18 protein-coding genes are annotated in these 18,844 nt (G+C 40.2%); 14 read left to right on the top strand and 4 right to left on the bottom strand.

Going from position 1 to position 18,844, the window contains the following annotated elements; genetic code table 11:
- Window positions 1-49 precede the first annotated feature (49 nt).
- The 5 genes from OCK74_RS07500 to OCK74_RS07480 all read left to right on the top strand — a co-directional run bounded on the left by OCK74_RS07500 (window position 50) and on the right by OCK74_RS07480 (window position 4,448).
- Entirely contained in the window at window positions 50-1,477 is a 1,428-nt protein-coding gene (locus tag OCK74_RS07500) for a CCA tRNA nucleotidyltransferase (RefSeq protein WP_279296400.1), read from the top strand.
- Window positions 1,478-1,566: 89 nt separating this feature from the next.
- Window positions 1,567-2,130: an IS1096 element passenger TnpR family protein gene (locus tag OCK74_RS07495; RefSeq protein ID WP_279296399.1), complete on the top strand. Its 564-nt coding sequence runs from the start codon at window positions 1,567-1,569 to the stop codon at window positions 2,128-2,130.
- A 9-nt stretch (window positions 2,131-2,139) separates the two neighbouring features.
- Entirely contained in the window at window positions 2,140-3,033 is an 894-nt protein-coding gene (gene miaA, locus OCK74_RS07490) for a tRNA (adenosine(37)-N6)-dimethylallyltransferase MiaA (protein ID WP_279296398.1), read from the top strand.
- 122 nt (window positions 3,034-3,155) lie between these two features.
- Window positions 3,156-3,947 carry a hypothetical protein gene (locus tag OCK74_RS07485; protein WP_279296397.1) on the top strand — a complete coding sequence of 264 codons (792 nt, stop codon included), beginning with the start codon at window positions 3,156-3,158 and terminating at the stop codon, window positions 3,945-3,947.
- 57 nt (window positions 3,948-4,004) lie between these two features.
- The gene (locus OCK74_RS07480) at window positions 4,005-4,448 is read left to right on the top strand and encodes a lipocalin-like domain-containing protein (protein WP_279296396.1); all 444 of its coding nucleotides are present in this window, start codon (window positions 4,005-4,007) and stop codon (window positions 4,446-4,448) included.
- 116 nt (window positions 4,449-4,564) lie between these two features.
- Here OCK74_RS07480 and OCK74_RS07475 read toward each other — a convergent pair whose 3' ends face one another.
- Together OCK74_RS07475 and OCK74_RS07470 are read right to left on the bottom strand one after the other, a co-directional pair.
- On the bottom strand, window positions 4,565-6,109 hold the full coding sequence (locus OCK74_RS07475; RefSeq protein WP_279296395.1) for an OmpP1/FadL family transporter: 1,545 nt from the start codon (window positions 6,107-6,109) through the stop codon (window positions 4,565-4,567).
- Window positions 6,110-6,197: 88 nt separating this feature from the next.
- On the bottom strand, window positions 6,198-7,001 hold the full coding sequence (locus OCK74_RS07470; protein ID WP_279296394.1) for a hypothetical protein: 804 nt from the start codon (window positions 6,999-7,001) through the stop codon (window positions 6,198-6,200).
- Window positions 7,002-7,157: 156 nt separating this feature from the next.
- On the opposite strand from OCK74_RS07470, the gene proS reads away from it, so the two are divergent.
- Window positions 7,158-8,636 carry a proline--tRNA ligase gene (gene proS / locus OCK74_RS07465; protein ID WP_279296393.1) on the top strand — a complete coding sequence of 493 codons (1,479 nt, stop codon included), beginning with the start codon at window positions 7,158-7,160 and terminating at the stop codon, window positions 8,634-8,636.
- A 225-nt stretch (window positions 8,637-8,861) separates the two neighbouring features.
- A complete protein-coding gene (locus OCK74_RS07460) occupies window positions 8,862-9,329 on the top strand; it encodes a DUF5362 family protein (RefSeq protein WP_279296392.1) in 468 nt (155 codons plus the stop codon).
- Between the two features lie 14 nt (window positions 9,330-9,343).
- Here OCK74_RS07460 and OCK74_RS07455 read toward each other — a convergent pair whose 3' ends face one another.
- Both OCK74_RS07455 and OCK74_RS07450 read right to left on the bottom strand, forming a co-directional pair.
- Window positions 9,344-10,150: an RDD family protein gene (locus OCK74_RS07455; protein ID WP_279296391.1), complete on the bottom strand. Its 807-nt coding sequence runs from the start codon at window positions 10,148-10,150 to the stop codon at window positions 9,344-9,346.
- Between the two features lie 115 nt (window positions 10,151-10,265).
- A complete protein-coding gene (locus OCK74_RS07450) occupies window positions 10,266-11,243 on the bottom strand; it encodes a S1C family serine protease (RefSeq protein ID WP_279296390.1) in 978 nt (325 codons plus the stop codon).
- 151 nt (window positions 11,244-11,394) lie between these two features.
- Here OCK74_RS07450 and OCK74_RS07445 point away from each other — a divergent pair, with 151 nt between their 5' ends.
- From OCK74_RS07445 to OCK74_RS07415, 7 genes are all read left to right on the top strand, one after another.
- Window positions 11,395-12,375, top strand: coding sequence for a stage II sporulation protein M (locus OCK74_RS07445; protein WP_279296389.1), 981 nt, complete (start codon window positions 11,395-11,397; stop codon window positions 12,373-12,375).
- 40 nt (window positions 12,376-12,415) lie between these two features.
- The gene (locus OCK74_RS07440) at window positions 12,416-13,162 is read left to right on the top strand and encodes a DUF4129 domain-containing protein (RefSeq protein WP_279296388.1); all 747 of its coding nucleotides are present in this window, start codon (window positions 12,416-12,418) and stop codon (window positions 13,160-13,162) included.
- A complete protein-coding gene (locus OCK74_RS07435; protein WP_279296387.1) occupies window positions 13,159-14,376 on the top strand; it encodes a DUF4350 domain-containing protein in 1,218 nt (405 codons plus the stop codon). The genes OCK74_RS07440 and OCK74_RS07435 overlap by 4 nt, the downstream gene beginning before the upstream one ends.
- 1 nt (window position 14,377) lies before the next feature.
- Window positions 14,378-15,355 carry an AAA family ATPase gene (locus OCK74_RS07430; RefSeq protein ID WP_279296386.1) on the top strand — a complete coding sequence of 326 codons (978 nt, stop codon included), beginning with the start codon at window positions 14,378-14,380 and terminating at the stop codon, window positions 15,353-15,355.
- Window positions 15,356-15,415: 60 nt separating this feature from the next.
- Window positions 15,416-16,771, top strand: a complete 1,356-nt coding sequence (locus tag OCK74_RS07425) for a DUF58 domain-containing protein (RefSeq protein ID WP_279296385.1) — start codon at window positions 15,416-15,418, stop codon at window positions 16,769-16,771.
- A 109-nt stretch (window positions 16,772-16,880) separates the two neighbouring features.
- Window positions 16,881-17,570, top strand: a complete 690-nt coding sequence (gene truB / locus OCK74_RS07420; protein WP_279296384.1) for a tRNA pseudouridine(55) synthase TruB — start codon at window positions 16,881-16,883, stop codon at window positions 17,568-17,570.
- 128 nt (window positions 17,571-17,698) lie between these two features.
- The gene (locus OCK74_RS07415; RefSeq protein WP_279296383.1) at window positions 17,699-18,841 is read left to right on the top strand and encodes a DUF6544 family protein; all 1,143 of its coding nucleotides are present in this window, start codon (window positions 17,699-17,701) and stop codon (window positions 18,839-18,841) included.
- Window positions 18,842-18,844 lie beyond the last annotated feature (3 nt).

The following is an 18,844-nucleotide window of genomic DNA, read 5'->3' as shown; positions in this document are numbered from 1 at the left end:
GACTGGGGTATGGTTTTGTCGGGAAGTGTATACCTATCTTTGTTGATCTATGGAGATTCATTTTACAGAAAAGGAAGAGGCTATATTAAAAAAGATATCTGCAGCTGCAGAACAATTGCACATGCCTTGCTACCTTATAGGTGGGTTTGTGCGCGACAAGATTCTGCACCGGGCTACTAAAGATGCTGATATTGTTTGTGTGGGAGACGGTCTGAAATTGGCAAAAACAGCTTCATTACAGTTTCACCCTGCTCCGCAGGTTAATTTATTTAAACACTACGGCACTGCTCATTTTAAACTGAGCAGTGGCTTTGATATTGAATTTGTTGGTGCTCGCAAAGAAAGTTACCAGTCGCACTCCCGCAATCCGGAAGTAATGCCAGGAACGCTCATAGACGATCAAAACCGTCGCGACTTTACTATTAATGCACTTGCAATTAGTTTGAATAAAGCGGATTACGGAACACTGATCGACCCATTCACTGGTTTAGATGATATTGAAAACAAGATCATCAAAACCCCCATGGATCCTTCACAAACCTTTAGCGATGATCCCTTACGCATGATGAGGGCAATACGCTTCGCAACCCAGTTAAAGTTTACTATTGAAGAAAATACATTAAATGCTATTACTAAAAATGCCGACCGGATCAAGATCATTTCCCAGGAACGCATAACCGATGAGCTGAATAAAATTATCATGAGCACCAAACCATCAATAGGATTCAAATTGATGTTTGAAACTGGTTTGCTGCACTATATTTTTCCACAAATGGAAGCGCTTTCCGGAGCCGAAAACATCGACGGCATCGGACATAAAGATAATTTCTACCATACCCTCCAGGTGCTGGATAACGTTGCTGCAAAGTCACTCGATCTCTGGTTACGCTGGGCTGCTATTCTGCATGACATTGGCAAACCTGCAACAAAAAAATTTGAAGAAGAACACGGCTGGACTTTCCACGGGCACGAAGTGGTGGGCGGCAAAATGGTCCCCAAGATTTTCAATAAACTCAAACTTCCTTTGGGTGAAAATATGAAGTATGTGAAAAAATTGGTGGAATTGCACCTACGTCCCATAAGCCTAAGTAAGGAAAACATAACAGACTCTGCAATAAGAAGATTGCTTTTCGATGCCGGGGAAGACATTGACGACCTGATGATACTATGCGAATCGGATATTACTTCTAAGAACAAGCAAAAAGTAAAGCGCTACCTTGAAAACTTCGAACATGTGCGCGAACGCTGCCACGAAGTAGAAGAAAAAGACCGCCTCCGTAACTGGCAGCCACCAATAACTGGAGAAACGATAATGCAGACCTTTGGCATCGGACCTTGCAGGCATGTTGGTGATATTAAGAATGCAATACGAGAGGCAATTTTGGACGGTCATATTCCTAACCAATTTGAAGCCGCTTTTCAATTTATGCTCGCAAAAGGCAAGGAACGAAATTTGAAGGCCACAGACAAGGCATAGGGGGTACGTTTACTTGCTAATTGTTACATTTTCATATTTTCAAATTATTCCCTCTTACTTTTGTTTGATATATTATTTAAAATATCTACATGGCTATATTGAAATTCAGGATCTATTTCGAAGAAGATGATAGCATTTATAGAGATGTTGCCATTCGCCACACCCAAAATTTCTTTGACCTGCACGAGTCAATCCTGAAGGCATATGAATTTGACAAAAAGCATGATGCTACATTTTACCGCAGTAACGATAACTGGCAGCGTGGTCGGGAAATCTCTTTGGACGTGTACAACAAACAGTACAAAGCGCCGCCGCTGCTCATGAAGGAGACAGCCATAGGTTCAGAAATTCGGGATCCAAATCAGAAATTCATCTATGTCTATGATTTCAATAAAAATTGGACGTTTCTGGTTCAATTGATCAATGTTACCAAAGAAGAAAATCCTAAGCTTACTTACCCGGCCGTTGTACGCAAAGAAGGTATTCCACCTAGTCAGTACGGTACAAAAAGTTTGCTGGGCGAACGCTTTGCTGATGTTGAAGAAAAGTATGACCTCACAAAAGACGCTGAAGGCTTTGGCGAAGAAGGCGAGGACGACACCCACGGCAATGACACTGAGGAACGACACGAAGATCATCAGGACGAATATTAAAAAAAATATTTGAAAACCGTCATTATAATCGCAGGTCCTACAGCTGTAGGTAAAACATCTGTTGCTATCTCTGTGGCCAAACAATTGGGCACAGAGATCATTTCCGCTGATAGCCGTCAGTGCTATAAAGAAATGAATATAGGTGTGGCAAGACCTTCGGAAGAAGAACTCGCCGAAGTAAAACACCACTTTATTGCGTCCCATTCCGTTCATCAAAATGTAAATGCTGCCACTTTTGAACAGTATGCTTTGGAAAAATGCAAGGAGATCTTTTCAAAGTATGATGTTACTGTAATGGTAGGCGGAACAGGGCTATATATTAAAGCATTTTGTGATGGCTTGGATGAAATGCCTGATATACCCATACAGGTAAGAAATGAAATCAACGATCAATATCGACAGCATGGATTAACCTGGTTACAGGAGCAGGTGCAGAACCTCGATGAAGAATTTTATCTGAAAGCCGATATCCAAAATCCACACCGCCTGATAAGGGCTTTGGAAGTAAAAAAAGCAACCGGGAGGTCAATCCTGGATTATAGAAAGGGAGCTAAAGCTACACGGGATTTCAAAATAGAAAAAATTGCCCTGGAACTTCCCAAAGAACTACTGCACCAAAATATCAATAACCGGGTGGATCATATGATGGAAATAGGACTGCTGGAAGAAGTGCAGTCCCTCCTTCCCTATCAACAACTGAATGCTTTACAAACAGTTGGATATAAAGAACTCTTTACTTATTTCTCAGGGGAGATCACATTGTCAGAGGCTGTAGAAGACATCAAAAAAAACACCCGCCAGTATGCAAAAAGACAAATGACCTGGTTCCGGAAAGACAAGGAATATCAATGGTTAGACCCTCGCGATGTTGACACCATCTGTAAATTATTAATTAATAATTAAAAATTTATTCAGTACTAGCCAATATTTTGCCCACCTTGTTATAATATACTTTTATCTACATTAGTTTTAAATGTTATTTTTTTGTAGATTGTAATTAATTTAACATTTCAAAACACCCTCTCATGAATCACCTTAAAATCGCCTTGATTCTCACTCTATTTTCTTCAACTTTTTTTGCGGCCTGTAAGAAAGATGATGACAATGGGGGAAATTCAGAAAATGCTTGTAAGGTTTCAAATGTGCAATATTTCGACAGCGGCCAGGTTATTGAAACTGGTACTTATACTTATACAGGCAACCAGGTATCGAAAATCCAATTCAACGATTACAATTTTACTTTCGAGTATACTGGTAATAATGTCTCTAAACGCAATTATTTCTTTTCAGCGGGATCATCTCCAGAAGCTTATGACCAGATAAGTTATAATAGTGATAATACAGTTAGCAAAATTGAAACCTTTTCTAAATCAAATACAAGTTCCACTTATTCATCAGTCTATCGGCTTGACTTCGTTTATACCGGCGGAAAACTCAGTAAAGTAAGGTATTTAGATGTGACTGGCGGGGCTTCTGACCTCCTGGTGGAAAATACCTATACTTATACAGGGAACAACATCACTTCTTTAAGTTATGTAGACTATACCGATACTACCCAGGGAACTATCAATTATACTTATGATACGAATCCCAATCTTTTCAAAAAACAAAATAGCCAGACATATCAGATTGACTTTTTCTTCAACCCTCTTTTATTTGATTCACAAGGATCTCTATTGCCAATGGCTTTCAGTGAAAATAATGTAACTAAACTTGAGAACACCCAGATTGATTATGTTTCAGATGATAAGAAGAATTTAAAGGATTTAAAAATAGGAGGTGTTGTGTTAGCCAGCTATAGTTACTCGTGCCAGTAATTTTTAAATTCCAACCTTAGATTTATAGTTATACAAAGACAATTAAATCTATCTAAAATGATAAAACACCTCTTAACCATTTGTAGCCTTCTGCTTTTGGTCTCTTCTTGTAATAAAGATGATGACAACAATAATGACCCCTCAGCCATTACAAAAGAAAACCTTGCCGGCAGCTACATGTTAGTTTCTGCAACAGGAAAAGTCAATGGTATAGATATAGATATTACTAGCTACCCAACCATTCTTCCTGCTTGCAAAAAAGATGATATCTTAACCTTAAAAACAGATAACACCTTCGTTTCCACAGATGCTGGTACAAAATGTTCTCCCGATGGAAGTGATAATGGAACTTGGAGTTTACCCAATAGCTCTACCATCACCATTAAGGATCAAACATTAAACATCATAAGTTTTGATGGCACAAATTTAAGAGTTGGTTACAAGCAAAATGCCCCTCTTTTGGGACAGGTTGATGTTACCGCGACCTTTAAAAAGCAATAATTACTTAACTAATATCGATGGCTGCGATCCAGCTAATCTATAAATAAAAAGTCCTGAAGTGCCTTGTTCATTTAAACAAATCCACTTCAGGACTTTTCATGATCAACACTCACCTTTCAAAACTTCAATCCCACCGTCATCAGCACATTGCCCACATTCGACTTGATTTGAGCTCCATAATACTGACTGGGATCAATCAGGCGGTAAGGAAAATGAGTATCTTTCTGTATAGAATGCACATAGGTAAGATCAGCAAAAAAACCCTTATCCCGATAGCCAATCCCACCACTCAGATTTAGCTTGCTGCCTTTTTCACCATTAATGTTTTGATACGGATTGCCATAGTACGCAGCACCAGCACGAACCATAAAAGTGGTAAACTTCAGTTCGCCACCGGCCCTGATATTGAAAGCGCCCTTATAAGCATTGTCAATAGCCCGGTTAAGGGATTTCAAATATTCCGTGGTACCTGTATCGTATGCACTTTCCTGATCGGGCTCATAAGAGGAAGCCTTATAATTCACATATTCAATATCAGCGGTAAGAAATCCCTTCTGTTGTGAAATATCCTGGGTTTCCCGCAATACATACGAAACACTGGCTATTGCCCTATATGGAGAAGTAAAAGTGTATTTAAACTCAGAAGGAGCGCCGGTAATATCTTCGTTATTGGTAAACAATGTCCCATCAGCCGATTCCACATCTGCCGTAACAGTGATCATCGTATGATCCGTTAAACTGTAAAGTGTAGGTGTATGAAAAGCGAAACCTATCCTCCAGTATTCTTCCGGCTTAAAAATCACACCTGCCTTCAGATTGATGCCAGCCCCGCTTACATCAATATCCTCATCTACTGTTGCAAAATTAAATTGGTTCGAGCTGTTTTCGGTGGCATCGGCCTCTGCGAACTGCGTGTTACGATGATAACTTAAAACAGGAATTCCAAGAGTTCCGCCCAGCATCACTTTATCATTTAAATTAATTGCACCCGCAATGGCAAATTCATGGATACCACCCCTCGATTGAAATGTTTGCCTTTGTAATAGGCCAGCGGAAGTCAAAATATTCTGGGACCGGCTTTGAAAATCAAAGTTTGGTTCAGTACCTCCACCAACGGTATCGATCCATAGGGTTCTAAATGCCAGGCTGGCCCCAAATGGATAGTTGACATTCACACTATTACCGCTTTTATCACCAGCTATTTCTTCGAGATATTTCTGCGAATAAGAGCTGGTATTATTTGCACCCTTGTAAGTAAAATTGCTGTTGAAATCTGCACTGCGGTTATAAGCAAGCGCAAAAGAAGTGCTCTTTACTTTGCGTCCATTTCCACCCGATCCGGTCACAAATCCTGTTGTTCCCCAAAGCATTTTCCTTTTCACCTCGCTTTCATTATAGCCCAGATAAGATCCCTTTGCCCTTTGTACCTGGTATATAGGACTAAAAACAAAATCACCGGTCTTATAAAAGGCTAAGCCTGCAGGATTAACATAAGCAGCTGAAATATCCCCTCCCAAAGACCCCATAGCGCCCCCTATTGCCTGTTGGCGGGCTGTCCCACTGGGCACTGTCCAGGAGAACCTGAGCGCATCAGAAGGCTCTTGTGCCAATATTGATTGTGACAGTAAATAACCGACTGTTAATAGTAATATTTTTTTCATATTGTACTTTTCAAACTATGCTTTATAAAAAAGGTTCTATAGATGCCGCTGCCAACACCCATAAAACCTTTTTACGATTCAAATATCTTTAAAAACTGCGTGATGGGGCCCGGCTTGCACCTCCCGAACTACTGCTAGAGCTTCCGGAGCTACCTGAATTACCAGAACTACTACTGGAGGGCCTTGAGGGCGAAATAGAGGAATTATTGCCAGAGGAAGATGAATTACTGCTTCCAAAAATATCTCTCAGCTCATTTCCTGTATTACTGCTGCGTCTTGGTGCAGGAGTAGAGTAAACAGGAGCATCTCCACTTTTATAATTTCCATAACTCTGCTGGCGAGTGCCCTGCGATTTTTGCGGTGAATTGTACACCTGCAGGTTAGCAGTTCGAGGCCGGTTATAAACCGGACTCTTCGGATTCACGATAATTACATTGCCATAACTACCGCCATAATAAGTATTGGTATAATAGTAAGGATTATAAAAATGGCTGCAATATGGATTATAGTAATAATTCCAGTATGAATTCGAGTTCCAGGCACTATACGGACTCCAGTAGTTGGAGAAATAGTTAGGATAATTATACCTGTAAGCATAAGGATCGCTATAATAAAAATCCAAATCAGACCATGTTCTACGGTTACGTACCATCATGCGCAGGTACCGGTCATTGTAGTAATTGTCGTTATAATAATCATCCTGGTATTCATTTCTTCTGCTGCCGCGATACTGACGGTCATTTTCTTTATCTACCTGGGCATATTCATTACGGACAACTTGTGGTCGCTCAGGTGAATAATATACGTCATCAGGTGTTTGTCCTGATTTATATGCGGTCGAGCAGCTGGTGAAGAAGGTAATAAGGGCGAGAAGCGGTAAAACTGTTTTCATGGCAGTCGTATTTAAACGTGGAAGATGCCTACTTTTGCGCATCAAATTTAATTACCATCCTTATCTAAGTTACAGCAGTTTGCTGTTAAACTAATGATAAAGAAAAGAATAGTTATCAGTTCTCCAAACTGACAACTCCAAACTTCAAACCAATATATGAGCAAGGAAATTACTTCACGGTCACAGGATTACTCACAATGGTATAACGACCTCGTGATCAAAGGCGGACTGGCAGATTACTCTGCTGTCAGAGGCTGTATGGTGATAAAACCTTATGGCTTTGCGCTTTGGGAAAATATGAGAGATGTGCTGGATAAAATGTTCAAGGAAACCGGGCATCAAAATGCCTACTTCCCTCTTTTTGTCCCCAAAAGCTTGTTTGAGGCTGAAGAGAAAAACGCAGAAGGCTTTGCAAAAGAGTGCGCCGTTGTTACTCACTACCGCTTGAAAACAGATCCTTCCAACAAAGGCAAATTAATTGTAGATCCTGAGGCAAAACTGGAAGAAGAACTGATCGTACGTCCAACCAGTGAAGCAATTATCTGGAATACTTATAAAGACTGGATACAATCTTATCGCGACCTCCCTATCCTGGTCAACCAATGGGCCAACGTAGTACGCTGGGAAATGCGTACCCGGCTTTTTTTGCGCACAGCTGAATTCCTCTGGCAGGAAGGCCATACGGCCCATGCTACTGCCGAAGAAGCCATTGTTGAAACAGAGAAAATGCTGGATGTATATGCCACATTTGCCGAAGAGTATATGGCATTGCCTGTAGTAAAAGGCGTAAAAACGCCGAATGAACGTTTTGCAGGTGCTGAAGACACCTATTGCATTGAAGCACTAATGCAGGATGGGAAAGCTTTGCAGGCTGGAACTTCCCACTTCCTGGGACAAAATTTTGCCAAAGCTTTTGAAGTTAAGTTCCTCAGCCGCGAAAACAAACAGGAATATGTGTGGGCTACCAGCTGGGGCGTGAGTACCCGACTGATTGGAGCCCTCGTTATGGCGCACAGCGATGATGATGGTTTAGTTCTGCCACCCAAAATTGCACCGCTTCAGGTAGTAATCGTTCCCATTTACAAGGGCGCAGAACAAAAAGCAAAAATTGACGCCAAGGTGGGCGAGATTATTTCCCAATTAAAAGCTATGGGCATCAGTGTCAAATACGACGACAATGACAACACCCGACCAGGCTGGAAATTTGCCGAATATGAAATGAAGGGTGTTCCGGTGCGGATTGCATTGGGAGCAAGAGACCTGGAAAACAATGTTGCCGAAGTTGCCCGTAGGGATACAAAAGAAAAGCAATCTCTTTCATTAGATAACCTGGCAGAGAATATCCAGAAATTATTGAATGATATCCAGCAGAACCTGTACCAAAAAGCTAATACTTACCGCGAGGAACATACCACAATAGTAGATAGCTGGGAAGAATTTGAAAAAATGCTGGACGAAAAAGGAGGTTTTGTATCAGCTCACTGGGATGGAACACCAGAAACGGAAGACGCGATCAAGGAAAAGACCAAAGCGACCATTCGCTGCATTCCTCTGAACAATACACATGAAGAAGGCAAGTGCATACTAACCGGTAAGCCATCCAAACAACGCGTCCTCTTTGCCCGGGCCTATTAACGGGAGTGAAAAAGAGCAATTCATTTTTCTACATCTAATATTTAAAAGGTTCTGCAGCCATAAGGCTCAGAACCTTTTCTTTTATATCTTCTTTAAAACACCTATAACAGTTTACAACAATAACCTGGTGCCCTTTTGCAGGGACTGGGGACTCTTGGGTGATAAATTAAACTTGCATAAATACACAGATGCTGTTAAATTTAATCTTATCAAACCCTAATAATTATGGAACCTACTTCTTCTTTATTTTCCCTGTCCATCGACCCTGTAACGAAAGCTCATCTTGCTGATACTGCCCGGTGGGCAAAATTCCTGGCAATCTGCGGTTTCATCCTTCTTGCGTTTATGTTGGTCATGGGTATTTTTATGTTGATTGGCATGTCCTCTGAAATGAGTAGCAGCATAAGTCAGGAATACGGCTCTTCCAATATTTTTGGAACTTTTGGCATGGGAGCGTTCGCTTTTATTTATATCATCAGCGCCCTAATCATATTTTTTCCACTTCTTTATTTGTTACGTTTTGCCAACCGAATGAGCGCTTCTTTAAATGGAAACGACCAGCATGCGTTGAATTATTCATTTCAAAATTTGAAAGCTTATTTTCGCTACCTGGGTATAATTACGATCATTCTATTAGCTTTCTATGCCATCGGAATCATTTTCGCTGTTATCGGGACTTCTATGTTTTCTTAAAACCAGGCAAACCTTTATATTCCTGATAAATAATTATAATCTTTCAGCAATGCATCTAGGAAATCGAACGGAGACATTGAAGTTTCAATATGCAGGTGTTTTTTAATTTTTTCACTTGTATTAGCTGCTAACAATAGATCATTACTTTTCTGAGCCCTGGTAAGTATTGATTTCAAGGTATTAATATCTCGATCACTCAATTGCATCACCTGTGGGAAATAAGGGATATAATCACTGGCTATAGCCTGGAAAATAGTATCATTGATGGTCATATTTTGCTTTGTCCTGATCAGTAAAGTATGCGCAAGGATATCACCCAGCCGTTGTTGCTTTCTGGAATTAACCAAAACAATATCAACAAACAACAAAAGAACAGATCCACCCAGGGCCCAAAAGAACATTGGACCGTAAACGGCTATATAAGGTGCATAAATGATAATAATAAGCACTGTATAGTCAGAGGTGCGTATCAGCCACCGTATTATATACTGGCTGATGCTTGGCCTACCCCCATTTTCACTTACAACCCTGATACCCATCAACTTTTTGCCAATACTCTGACCATTCATGGTCACCTCACAAACAATGTGATATAAAAAGAAAGGCAAAATGAGCAACAATCCCACTGCCCATAGATTATATAAACTATCCTTACTATAGCCTACCCGTTGTTCCAGCCAATTAATAAACTTGCTGGCCACGATAATGTAAAAAACAAGCAGGAATAAATCAATCGCCCAAGCAAACAGTCTTTGATGAAAAGGCGGCGTCTCAAAATCAATATCAATATTAAAGTTGGTACTGATGCGGACAATCGACATGGAGCAGGTTTGAACTTAAAAGATTACGATTTATAATTTGAAGTTATCATTTTATTTGAATACACCATGTTATTTACGCAACGTCCCCAATTCCTAATAAGAATATCAATGCTGCTTAGCATATCTCGCCTGGAACAACGGTAATCTCCTGTGCTCTACCTCCACGCAGTACGCTCAACCCCACTTTACGGCCGATAGCTCCTTCATTCAAAAAACGGTGCAAATCATCAACGCTGGAAACACTAACGCCATCAAAAGCAACAATAATATCTCCTACACGTAATTCCTGGTTATCAGCAGGGCAATCTGCAACAATTTCAAAAACATAAACACCAGTTACATTGTTAAGATGATTAACAGCGATCATCCTTGCTGACAAGTTGACCAACTGTCCGGCTATACCTAATTGCGCCCGCTTTACTTTTCCATGCAAGATCAGCTGACCTGTAACGGTAGCTGCCAGATTTGAAGAAACTGCAAAACACAGCCCCTGGGCACCTGCAATTACAGCCGTATTTACGCCAATCACCCGGCCTGAAGAATCCAGCAAAGGGCCACCACTATTACCCGGATTCAAAGCTGCGTCAGTCTGGATCACATCATCAATCAAACGGCCATTGTTGGCACGTAATGATCGACCGAGTGCACTCACCACTCCTGTTGTTACGGTATGTTGCAAGCCCATAGGATTGCCTAAGGCAATTGCTATCTGGCCAACCCTTATTTGCTTGGAATCACTAAATTGTAAAGCCTTCAAACCTTCAGCATATATTTTTAATACAGCAATATCTGTAGAGGGGTCAGCACCAATTATTTCGGCAGAAATTTTTCTTCCATCCGGAAATGTCACCAAAATGCTTTCAGCTTTTTCAATAACATGATTGTTGGTGATCATATATCCGTCTGAAGAAATCAAAAAACCTGAGCCGGATGCTGGCTGCAAATGGTTTTTACCAGTTCGGTTATTGAATACCTGCTTCAGTACTTCAATATGACCTACACTCTCCGCTGTGCGTTCAGCCACCCCCACAACTGTTTTGGAATATTCATCCAATAAATAGGCATCGGTTATTTCAGAATAACTGTTTTCCATAAAGAATATTTGGAATCTCTGCACAAAATCTCTACCAGCGATTTTCAATGACAAAATGACTGAAGATTGATTTACCAATCAGACACAGCTTATCCATTTTTTCATTAGCTTCAAACCCCAAATAACTAACTATTTAATACAAACTTTCTAAGTGCGTGAAGGATTATTCATAAAGAAAAACAAAGATCGCTGGGAACGCATTCAAAATGGGGCCTCTAAAGATGCCGATGAGGTGGCAAAAGACTTTACCCGGCTTGTCGATGATTTGGCCTATGCCAAAACCTTTTACCCCAACGGGAAAGTGACACCATATATCAATGGACTGGCAGCCCGCATTTACCTGAACATTTATCAAAACCGAAAGGAAGAATCCAACCGGTTGATCAAATTTTGGAAGTATGATGTCCCCTTAACAATCCAAAAACATCACCTCATCATACTTTTGGCATTTGTACTCTTCATCATCTTCTTTATTGTAGGCTTCTTCTCTTCCTACAAAGACCCAACCTTTGTACGAGAAGTACTCAGCGATGCTTATGTGGACATGACCGAACGTAATATTGAAGAAGGCAACCCTTTCGGAGTCTATATGATGGGTAATTCCTTTTTAATGTGGCTGGGACTGATGATCAACAATATCGTTGTGTCTTTTATGTATTTTGCAAAAGGCATTTTTTTTGGTATCCCTACCATTTCATCGCTCATCAAGGAAGCTATGCGACTTGGGGCTTTTGAGTTCATGTTTTATGCTAAGAGCCTTGGCACTAAAGCGACTATTACAATTTTAATTCATGGCATTCTGGAATTAACTGCCATCATAATTGCCAGTAGCGCGGGCATTGTCCTTGGTAAAAGCTTTTTGTTCCCAGGCACTATCAAACGCTGGGACTCTCTGCGCATTGGACTCAAAGATGGAGTTAAAATAGTTGTAGGATTAATGCCAATCTTTATCGTCGCAGCTTTTTTTGAAGGATTTATCACTCGCTATTATAACATGCCACTTGCGCTTAGCCTTTTATTATTAGCAGCATCTGCATCTTTTATCATTTGGTACTTTATAATCTATCCTGTTAAATTATACCGTAAGCTGGTAAATACCCGGCAAAACCGTTTCCCTAAAATACATGAATAAGAGTTCTAAACATATAATCATAATATTCCGGTTTTGCTACATGGCAATGCTTACGATTGCAGCACCGAACATTCACGCACAGGAAAAGGATGATACAATTACACTACTTGACACCTTGATAGATGTGCCTTCGGTTGTAACAGCAAGTGATGACACTACTTTCTACTTTGATAATATATCCGTAGCACCTTATATACACCTGCGCAGTGTGCCGGACAGCCTTGTCAATACGCTGAAAAATAATCCGGACTTTTGGTATGCAAATACAGCACCTGTAAAAATGAAAAAGACAGAAGCTAAAGAACAACCATCAGAAGGTATATCATTCTATCGTCAGCCCTGGTTCAAAACAATGTTATGGATTTTTATTATAGGGACATTTGTTGCTGTATTGATCTGGTACCTAGAGGTGAGTAATGTCCGCCTGTTCCGAAAATCCGCTATCAGTATTAGCAATGCGAGTAAAGAAGTGGAGACTAATGATATATATTCTATCAATTATGATACAGATATCAAAAATGCGCTAAATACAAACAATTATCGCCTTGCCATCCGCCTCCTATATTTACAAACATTAAAATTGATGGCAGATAAAGATATTATTCAATACAAAGCTGAAAAAACAAATAGTGATTATTTATGGCAATTACAGGGAACTGCTTTCTACAAGGATTTTTTTCGCCTTACAAGAGATTTTGATTATACCTGGTATGGTAAATTCGATATCTCAGCAGAAGCTTTTCAAACCATTCTTAAAGATTTCACATCCTTCAATAACCGCATATGAAAAAATACAGCCTCTTTTTTATAGTTGCGGTGTCGGTGATAGCATTTATGAGCTTGCTGCTAATTTCAGCTAAAAACAGACCTCGTAAATTTAATCCTCGGATTACATTAAGGCATAATGAAAAAATCCCTTATGGAACTAATGTTGCATACCAATTACTACCTGCATTATTTCCAAATGCCAGTGTCAGTTACGATAAAAAACGCCCTGGCGACTGGGACTCCCTAGATTATAAAACTGGCAACCAGGCAGTTATTATTGTAACAAAAGATTTCAATGCTGAAGTATGGGAATTGGAGCCACTAAAAGACTTTGCACAAAATGGCAATTATGTTTTCATCATTGCCAATACATTTTCGTATGAGGCCAACCGGTATTTCCACACGCGTACAAAAGACCTGGTATTTGATGAATACTTTGGTGAAGGATTGGATAGCCTGCAACTTAATCTGGAAAACCCACCCTTTATCAACCATCTTGCCTATCAATACCCTGGAAGAAAGTATGAAGCCTCCTTTATTGAAATAGATACATTGCGTACTAATATTATGGGCCGCAATGAAAAAAAACAGGTCAATTTTATACAAATGAATACGGGCAAGGGGCACTTTTATTTACATCTGGCCCCCCTTGCATTTAGCAATTATTTCCTGTTGCATAAAGACAATATTCACTACTACGAGCAAGTGCTTTCAGTAATTCCGCCACAAGTTAACAAGATTGTATGGAATGAATATTTTCTGGTAAAAAGAAGCAATAAAAAGGAAAAGGATCCAAGCCTCTACCGTGTGTTATTTCAATACCCGGCTTTTAAATGGGGCCTGCTTACAGCACTTGGGGCGTTATTGCTTTTTATATTACTCGAAATGCGCCGTAAGCAACGGATGATTCCTGAAATAACACCTCCAATAAATGATTCGCTTGACTTTATAAAAACCATTGGACGGTTGTATTATGATCAGAATGACCATGTGAACCTCGCAAAGAAAATGTCCGCATATTTCCTTGACCACTTGCGAAATCACTACAAAATAACAACGCAGGTGCTGGATGAGTCTTTTGTAGCTACTGTTCATTCTAAAACAGACTATCCTAAGGAAGACCTGAAACAGATTACCCGATTTATCCGGTTTACAGATACCGCAAAGTTTATTTCAGACGAACAATTATCTGAATTCTACCTTCAACTTGAAAACTTTTATCAAAACGCATAAAATGGAAGAGCAACTATTTATACAACGTACCGACCTGACGCAATTGAGTGAAGCTGTACTTTCTATAAGACAACAAATAAAAAAGATCATTGTTGGACAAGATGAAATGGTAAAACTGATCATTGCTGCTCTGTTGGCCGACGGGCATGTACTGATTGAAGGAGTACCAGGGGTAGCTAAAACGCTTACAGCCAAATTGGTGGCCCGTTGCCTTAATGTCCATTTCTCCCGTATACAATTCACACCCGACCTCATGCCTTCCGACGTGCTGGGTACACCGGTTTTTAATCCCAAAGAAGCGCAATTTGAGTTCAAACGTGGCCCGGTATTCAGCAACATAGTATTAATTGATGAGATCAATAGGGCTCCGGCAAAAACCCAATCAGCCCTTTTCGAAATAATGGAAGAGCGACAAGCCACTATTGATGGCAGGACCTATCGCATGCAACCTCCATTTATGGTAGTAGCAACGCAAAATCCTATAGAACAGGAAGGTACCTACCGTCTACCTGAAGCGCAGCTGGACCGTTTCTTATTCAAAATCATAGTTCCATATCCAACAGAAGCTGAGGAACTGGAAATACTTACCCGTTTTCACCAGATGGGCAATATTGATGTAGTGGCACAAATAGAACCTGTGTTGCAGGCTGAGCAGATTGCAGAAATACGCAAGCAAGTAAAAACCTTGATTATTGAAGAACGCTTGCTGGAGTTTATAGCAAAACTGGTAACCCATACCCGTAATCACAAGGATATTTACCTGGGAGCTTCTCCCAGGGCTTCTCTAGCTGTAATGAATGCATCAAAAGCTATGGCCGCAATCAAAGGCCGCGACTTTGTTACGCCGGAAGATATCCTCGATGTGGTACCACCGGTTTTACGACACCGCATCATATTATCACCTGATAAAGAAATGGAAGGCATATCCGAAGATGCCGTAATCAAACAAATTATTCAGTCAATGGACGTTCCGAGATAATATAATTGGGTAGAATCCTTAAAATCAAAGCCATAAAATATTCCTGAAAATCTTCGGCTAATGACGTACAGATCAGTCATACGGTTTTATGATACTTCTTCTTTTTATCTCCATCGCAGAGTGTACTACACTCTCTTAATGGTATCGGTATTGTTTGTACTTAGTTATTTTATTGTTTTCTTGTTCGAACTGGCAATAGCAATCCTTGCACTAATATCGGTTGCGATATTGATTGATATTTTTCTATTGTACAGCCATAAGAACGCTATTACCGCAAAAAGAGTGACTCCTGAACGCCTCAGCAATGGTGATGATAATAAAATATCTATAGAAGTCGTAAACGATTACCATTTTAAAATTCATAGTCAGCTCATAGATGAACTGCCTTTCCAGTTACAGGAAAGGAACTGGAAACGTAAATTTGATATGGAGGCTTTAACAGCCGTTACAATAGATTATTCAATAAAACCTGTACAAAGAGGCGTCTTTAACTTTGGAAACATCAATTTATATGTGTCTACTCCCTTAAACCTGAGTATCCGCCGGTTTTCTTTCAAACAGGAGGAAAACGTAAAAGTGTATCCCTCCTATTTACAAATGCGCCGGTACCAACTGCTTGCCGCCGCTAATCGTTTGCAGGAGGCTGGTGTGCAAAAATTACGCAAATTGGGTCATAGTATGGAGTTTGAACAAATTAAAGAATATGTAAGAGGTGATGATTACCGCACGCTCAATTGGAAAGCTACGGCCCGTCGAGGCGATTTTATGGTCAACAGCTACACTGACGAGCGAAGCCAGCAGATCTATTGTCTGGTGAACAAGGGACGCGCCATGAAGATGCCTTTCGATGGGATGACGCTTTTGGATTATGCCATAAATGCTACACTGGTTCTTTCTAATACTGCCATTTTTAAACAGGATAAAGCAGGATTGATCACATTTGCTGAACAAATTGATACTTTCCTGCCCGCAGATAAAAAACCTGGACAGATGAATCAGCTGCTGGAATTGCTTTACCAACAGGAAACTGAATTTATGGAACCGGACCTTGAAAAGCTATTTTCCATTATTCGCAACCGCATTACGCAACGCAGCCTCCTGGTCCTTTTTACGAACTATGAATCAATCGAAAGTTTGGAACGGGACCTTCCGTCTTTGAAAAGGATTGCACATTATCATTTACTGATGTTGATTTTCTTTGAAAATACCGAATTGAAACTACTGACAGAAGGCAATACTGCTACAATTGAAGACATCTATATAAAAACAATTGGTGAAAAATACAACCATGAAAAAAGATTGATCGCAAAAGAACTCCAGAAACACGGTATCATCTCCATTCTCACTGCCCCCCAAAAATTGACAATCAATGCACTAAACAAATACCTCGAATTAAAAAACAGGCAATCGATCTGACGAGCATATTAATACCATTTCAGATTTTAAATATATAAAAATAACCACCTCGCTAGAATTCCTGCCATTCCTGCTTCATCCTTAAAATTCGTGGTTTACTTTTGCACCGATGAAAGCTGAAACAATTTTCGATACAGGACAAATGTTGTTAATCGATAAGCCACTTGAATGGACATCTTTCGATGTGGTTCGCAAAGTGCGCTATCTTACCAAAACAAAAAAAGTTGGCCATGCTGGCACACTCGATCCCCTGGCAACAGGAATGCTCATTGTGTGTACCGGAAAATATACCAAGAAGATAAATGAATACATGGCGCAGGAAAAAGAATACACGGGCAGCATAACCCTTGGCTCCTCAACGCCGACATATGACCTGGAAAGTGAACCGGAAAACTTTCAACCCTATGAGCACATCACGGCACAACAACTGCAGCAAGCTGCCCAATCTTTTACAGGTGACATATTACAAATTCCACCTATTCATTCAGCAATAAAGAAAGAAGGCAAAAGGGTATATGAAATGGCCCGTGCAGGAAAAGAAGTAAAACTGGAACCTCGGCCAGTCACAATTTCCGAATTTGAAATTACAGAAATCGCAATGCCGGTTGTACATTTTCGCGTGGTTTGCTCTACAGGTACTTACATACGTAGCCTGGCTAACGACTTTGGCAAAATGCTTCGAGTAGGCGGTCACTTAAGCAAATTATGTCGTACGCGCATCGGCAACTTCCTCCTCAAAGACGCCTATTCCATCGAAGGCATAGAAGAATTGGTAAAAAACTATAAAACACAATTATAAACGAATGACGACTGATTCGAATGACGATTACTGCTCCTCAATTTGTCATTCAAATCAGTCGTCATTCCATCCATCCTTTTCAGATCATCTCCGTGAAATCACAATTTTGACCATTTAAAATCACCGCTATGATACGCTACATTTTTGCAGCTCTCATGATTCTTCACGGTTTGATACACTTAATGGGATTTACGAAGGCTTTCAAGTATAATGAAACCTCTGGAATAACTGGCAATATTTCAAAACCCGCAGGTCTTCTTTGGCTGTTAAGTTGTTTCTTATTTATTACTTCTGCCTTTGTTTTTCTTTTAGATAAAGGCAGTTGGTGGATATTGGCCGCAATGGCATTGCTTTTATCTCAAATACTGGTGGTTATCTACTGGCATGATGCTAAAGCTGGAACTGTAGCGAATATCATAATTTTCCTGGTTGCTTTGGTTTCATGGGCAAAATGGGACTTCAACAAAAAAGTGCAACAGGAGATCAGACAGGTCATGCAACAGGAAGACCGGGCACTACGGCAAATTGATCATTTTAAAAAAAATATTGTTACAGAAGATATGATCAAAAATTTGCCGACACCTGTGCAACGATGGCTCAGGAATTCAGGAATTATGGGCAGGGAAATGATCCACTCTGTGCACCTGAAGCAAAAAGGATGGATGCGTATGGCTCCAGACAAGAAGAACTGGATAGAAGCTACCTCAGAACAATATTTTACTACAGACAAACCTGCATTCATTTGGCATGTGAAAATGCAGATGATGCCTCTAGTTTCTGTTTCTGGACGCGATAAGTTTGTTGATGGTAAAGGGCAAATGTTGATCAAAGCGTTTTCATTGGTAAACATAGTAAATGACGAAGATGAAAAAATAGACCAGGGAACACTGCAACGCTACCTGGCAGAAATATGTTGGTTTCCCTCTGCGGCATTGAGCCCATACATCATATGGCAACCCATAGATGATAGTACAGCTACCGCTATAATGACTTACCATGGCACTAAAGGAAGCGTAACATTTTACTTTAATAAACTTGGCGATATGGTCAGTTGCAAAGCAGACAGGTTTAAAGGAAGCGGCCCAGGTGCTACTCTGGAAAAATGGGTAGTGAACTCAACAGGATTCGCCGTCATGAATGGCATTAGAATGCCCGTAAAATCAGAAGCTACCTGGCAACTTGCAGAAGGAGACTTTACCTGGTACAAATTGGAAATCACAGATATTGAATATAATATAATTGAAAACAAGCAAAAGATTAGGCATAATTAAGTA

Source organism: Paraflavisolibacter caeni, assembly GCF_025628885.1.
In the GTDB taxonomy this organism is placed as follows: domain Bacteria; phylum Bacteroidota; class Bacteroidia; order Chitinophagales; family Chitinophagaceae; genus Flavisolibacter; species Flavisolibacter caeni.
This window is presented reverse-complemented; position numbering and strand designations above follow the sequence as displayed.

Coding starts and splice junctions, on each gene's coding strand:
- OCK74_RS07500 (WP_279296400.1), top strand. CDS start 50: ATGGAGATTCATTTTACAGAAAAGGAAGAGGCTATATTAAAAAAGATA.
- OCK74_RS07495 (WP_279296399.1), top strand. CDS start 1,567: ATGGCTATATTGAAATTCAGGATCTATTTCGAAGAAGATGATAGCATT.
- OCK74_RS07485 (WP_279296397.1), top strand. CDS start 3,156: ATGAATCACCTTAAAATCGCCTTGATTCTCACTCTATTTTCTTCAACT.
- OCK74_RS07480 (WP_279296396.1), top strand. CDS start 4,005: ATGATAAAACACCTCTTAACCATTTGTAGCCTTCTGCTTTTGGTCTCT.
- OCK74_RS07475 (WP_279296395.1), bottom strand. CDS start 6,109: ATGAAAAAAATATTACTATTAACAGTCGGTTATTTACTGTCACAATCA.
- OCK74_RS07470 (WP_279296394.1), bottom strand. CDS start 7,001: ATGAAAACAGTTTTACCGCTTCTCGCCCTTATTACCTTCTTCACCAGC.
- proS (WP_279296393.1), top strand. CDS start 7,158: ATGAGCAAGGAAATTACTTCACGGTCACAGGATTACTCACAATGGTAT.
- OCK74_RS07460 (WP_279296392.1), top strand. CDS start 8,862: ATGGAACCTACTTCTTCTTTATTTTCCCTGTCCATCGACCCTGTAACG.
- OCK74_RS07455 (WP_279296391.1), bottom strand. CDS start 10,150: ATGTCGATTGTCCGCATCAGTACCAACTTTAATATTGATATTGATTTT.
- OCK74_RS07450 (WP_279296390.1), bottom strand. CDS start 11,243: ATGGAAAACAGTTATTCTGAAATAACCGATGCCTATTTATTGGATGAA.
- OCK74_RS07440 (WP_279296388.1), top strand. CDS start 12,416: ATGGCAATGCTTACGATTGCAGCACCGAACATTCACGCACAGGAAAAG.
- OCK74_RS07435 (WP_279296387.1), top strand. CDS start 13,159: ATGAAAAAATACAGCCTCTTTTTTATAGTTGCGGTGTCGGTGATAGCA.
- OCK74_RS07430 (WP_279296386.1), top strand. CDS start 14,378: ATGGAAGAGCAACTATTTATACAACGTACCGACCTGACGCAATTGAGT.
- OCK74_RS07425 (WP_279296385.1), top strand. CDS start 15,416: ATGACGTACAGATCAGTCATACGGTTTTATGATACTTCTTCTTTTTAT.
- truB (WP_279296384.1), top strand. CDS start 16,881: ATGAAAGCTGAAACAATTTTCGATACAGGACAAATGTTGTTAATCGAT.
- OCK74_RS07415 (WP_279296383.1), top strand. CDS start 17,699: ATGATACGCTACATTTTTGCAGCTCTCATGATTCTTCACGGTTTGATA.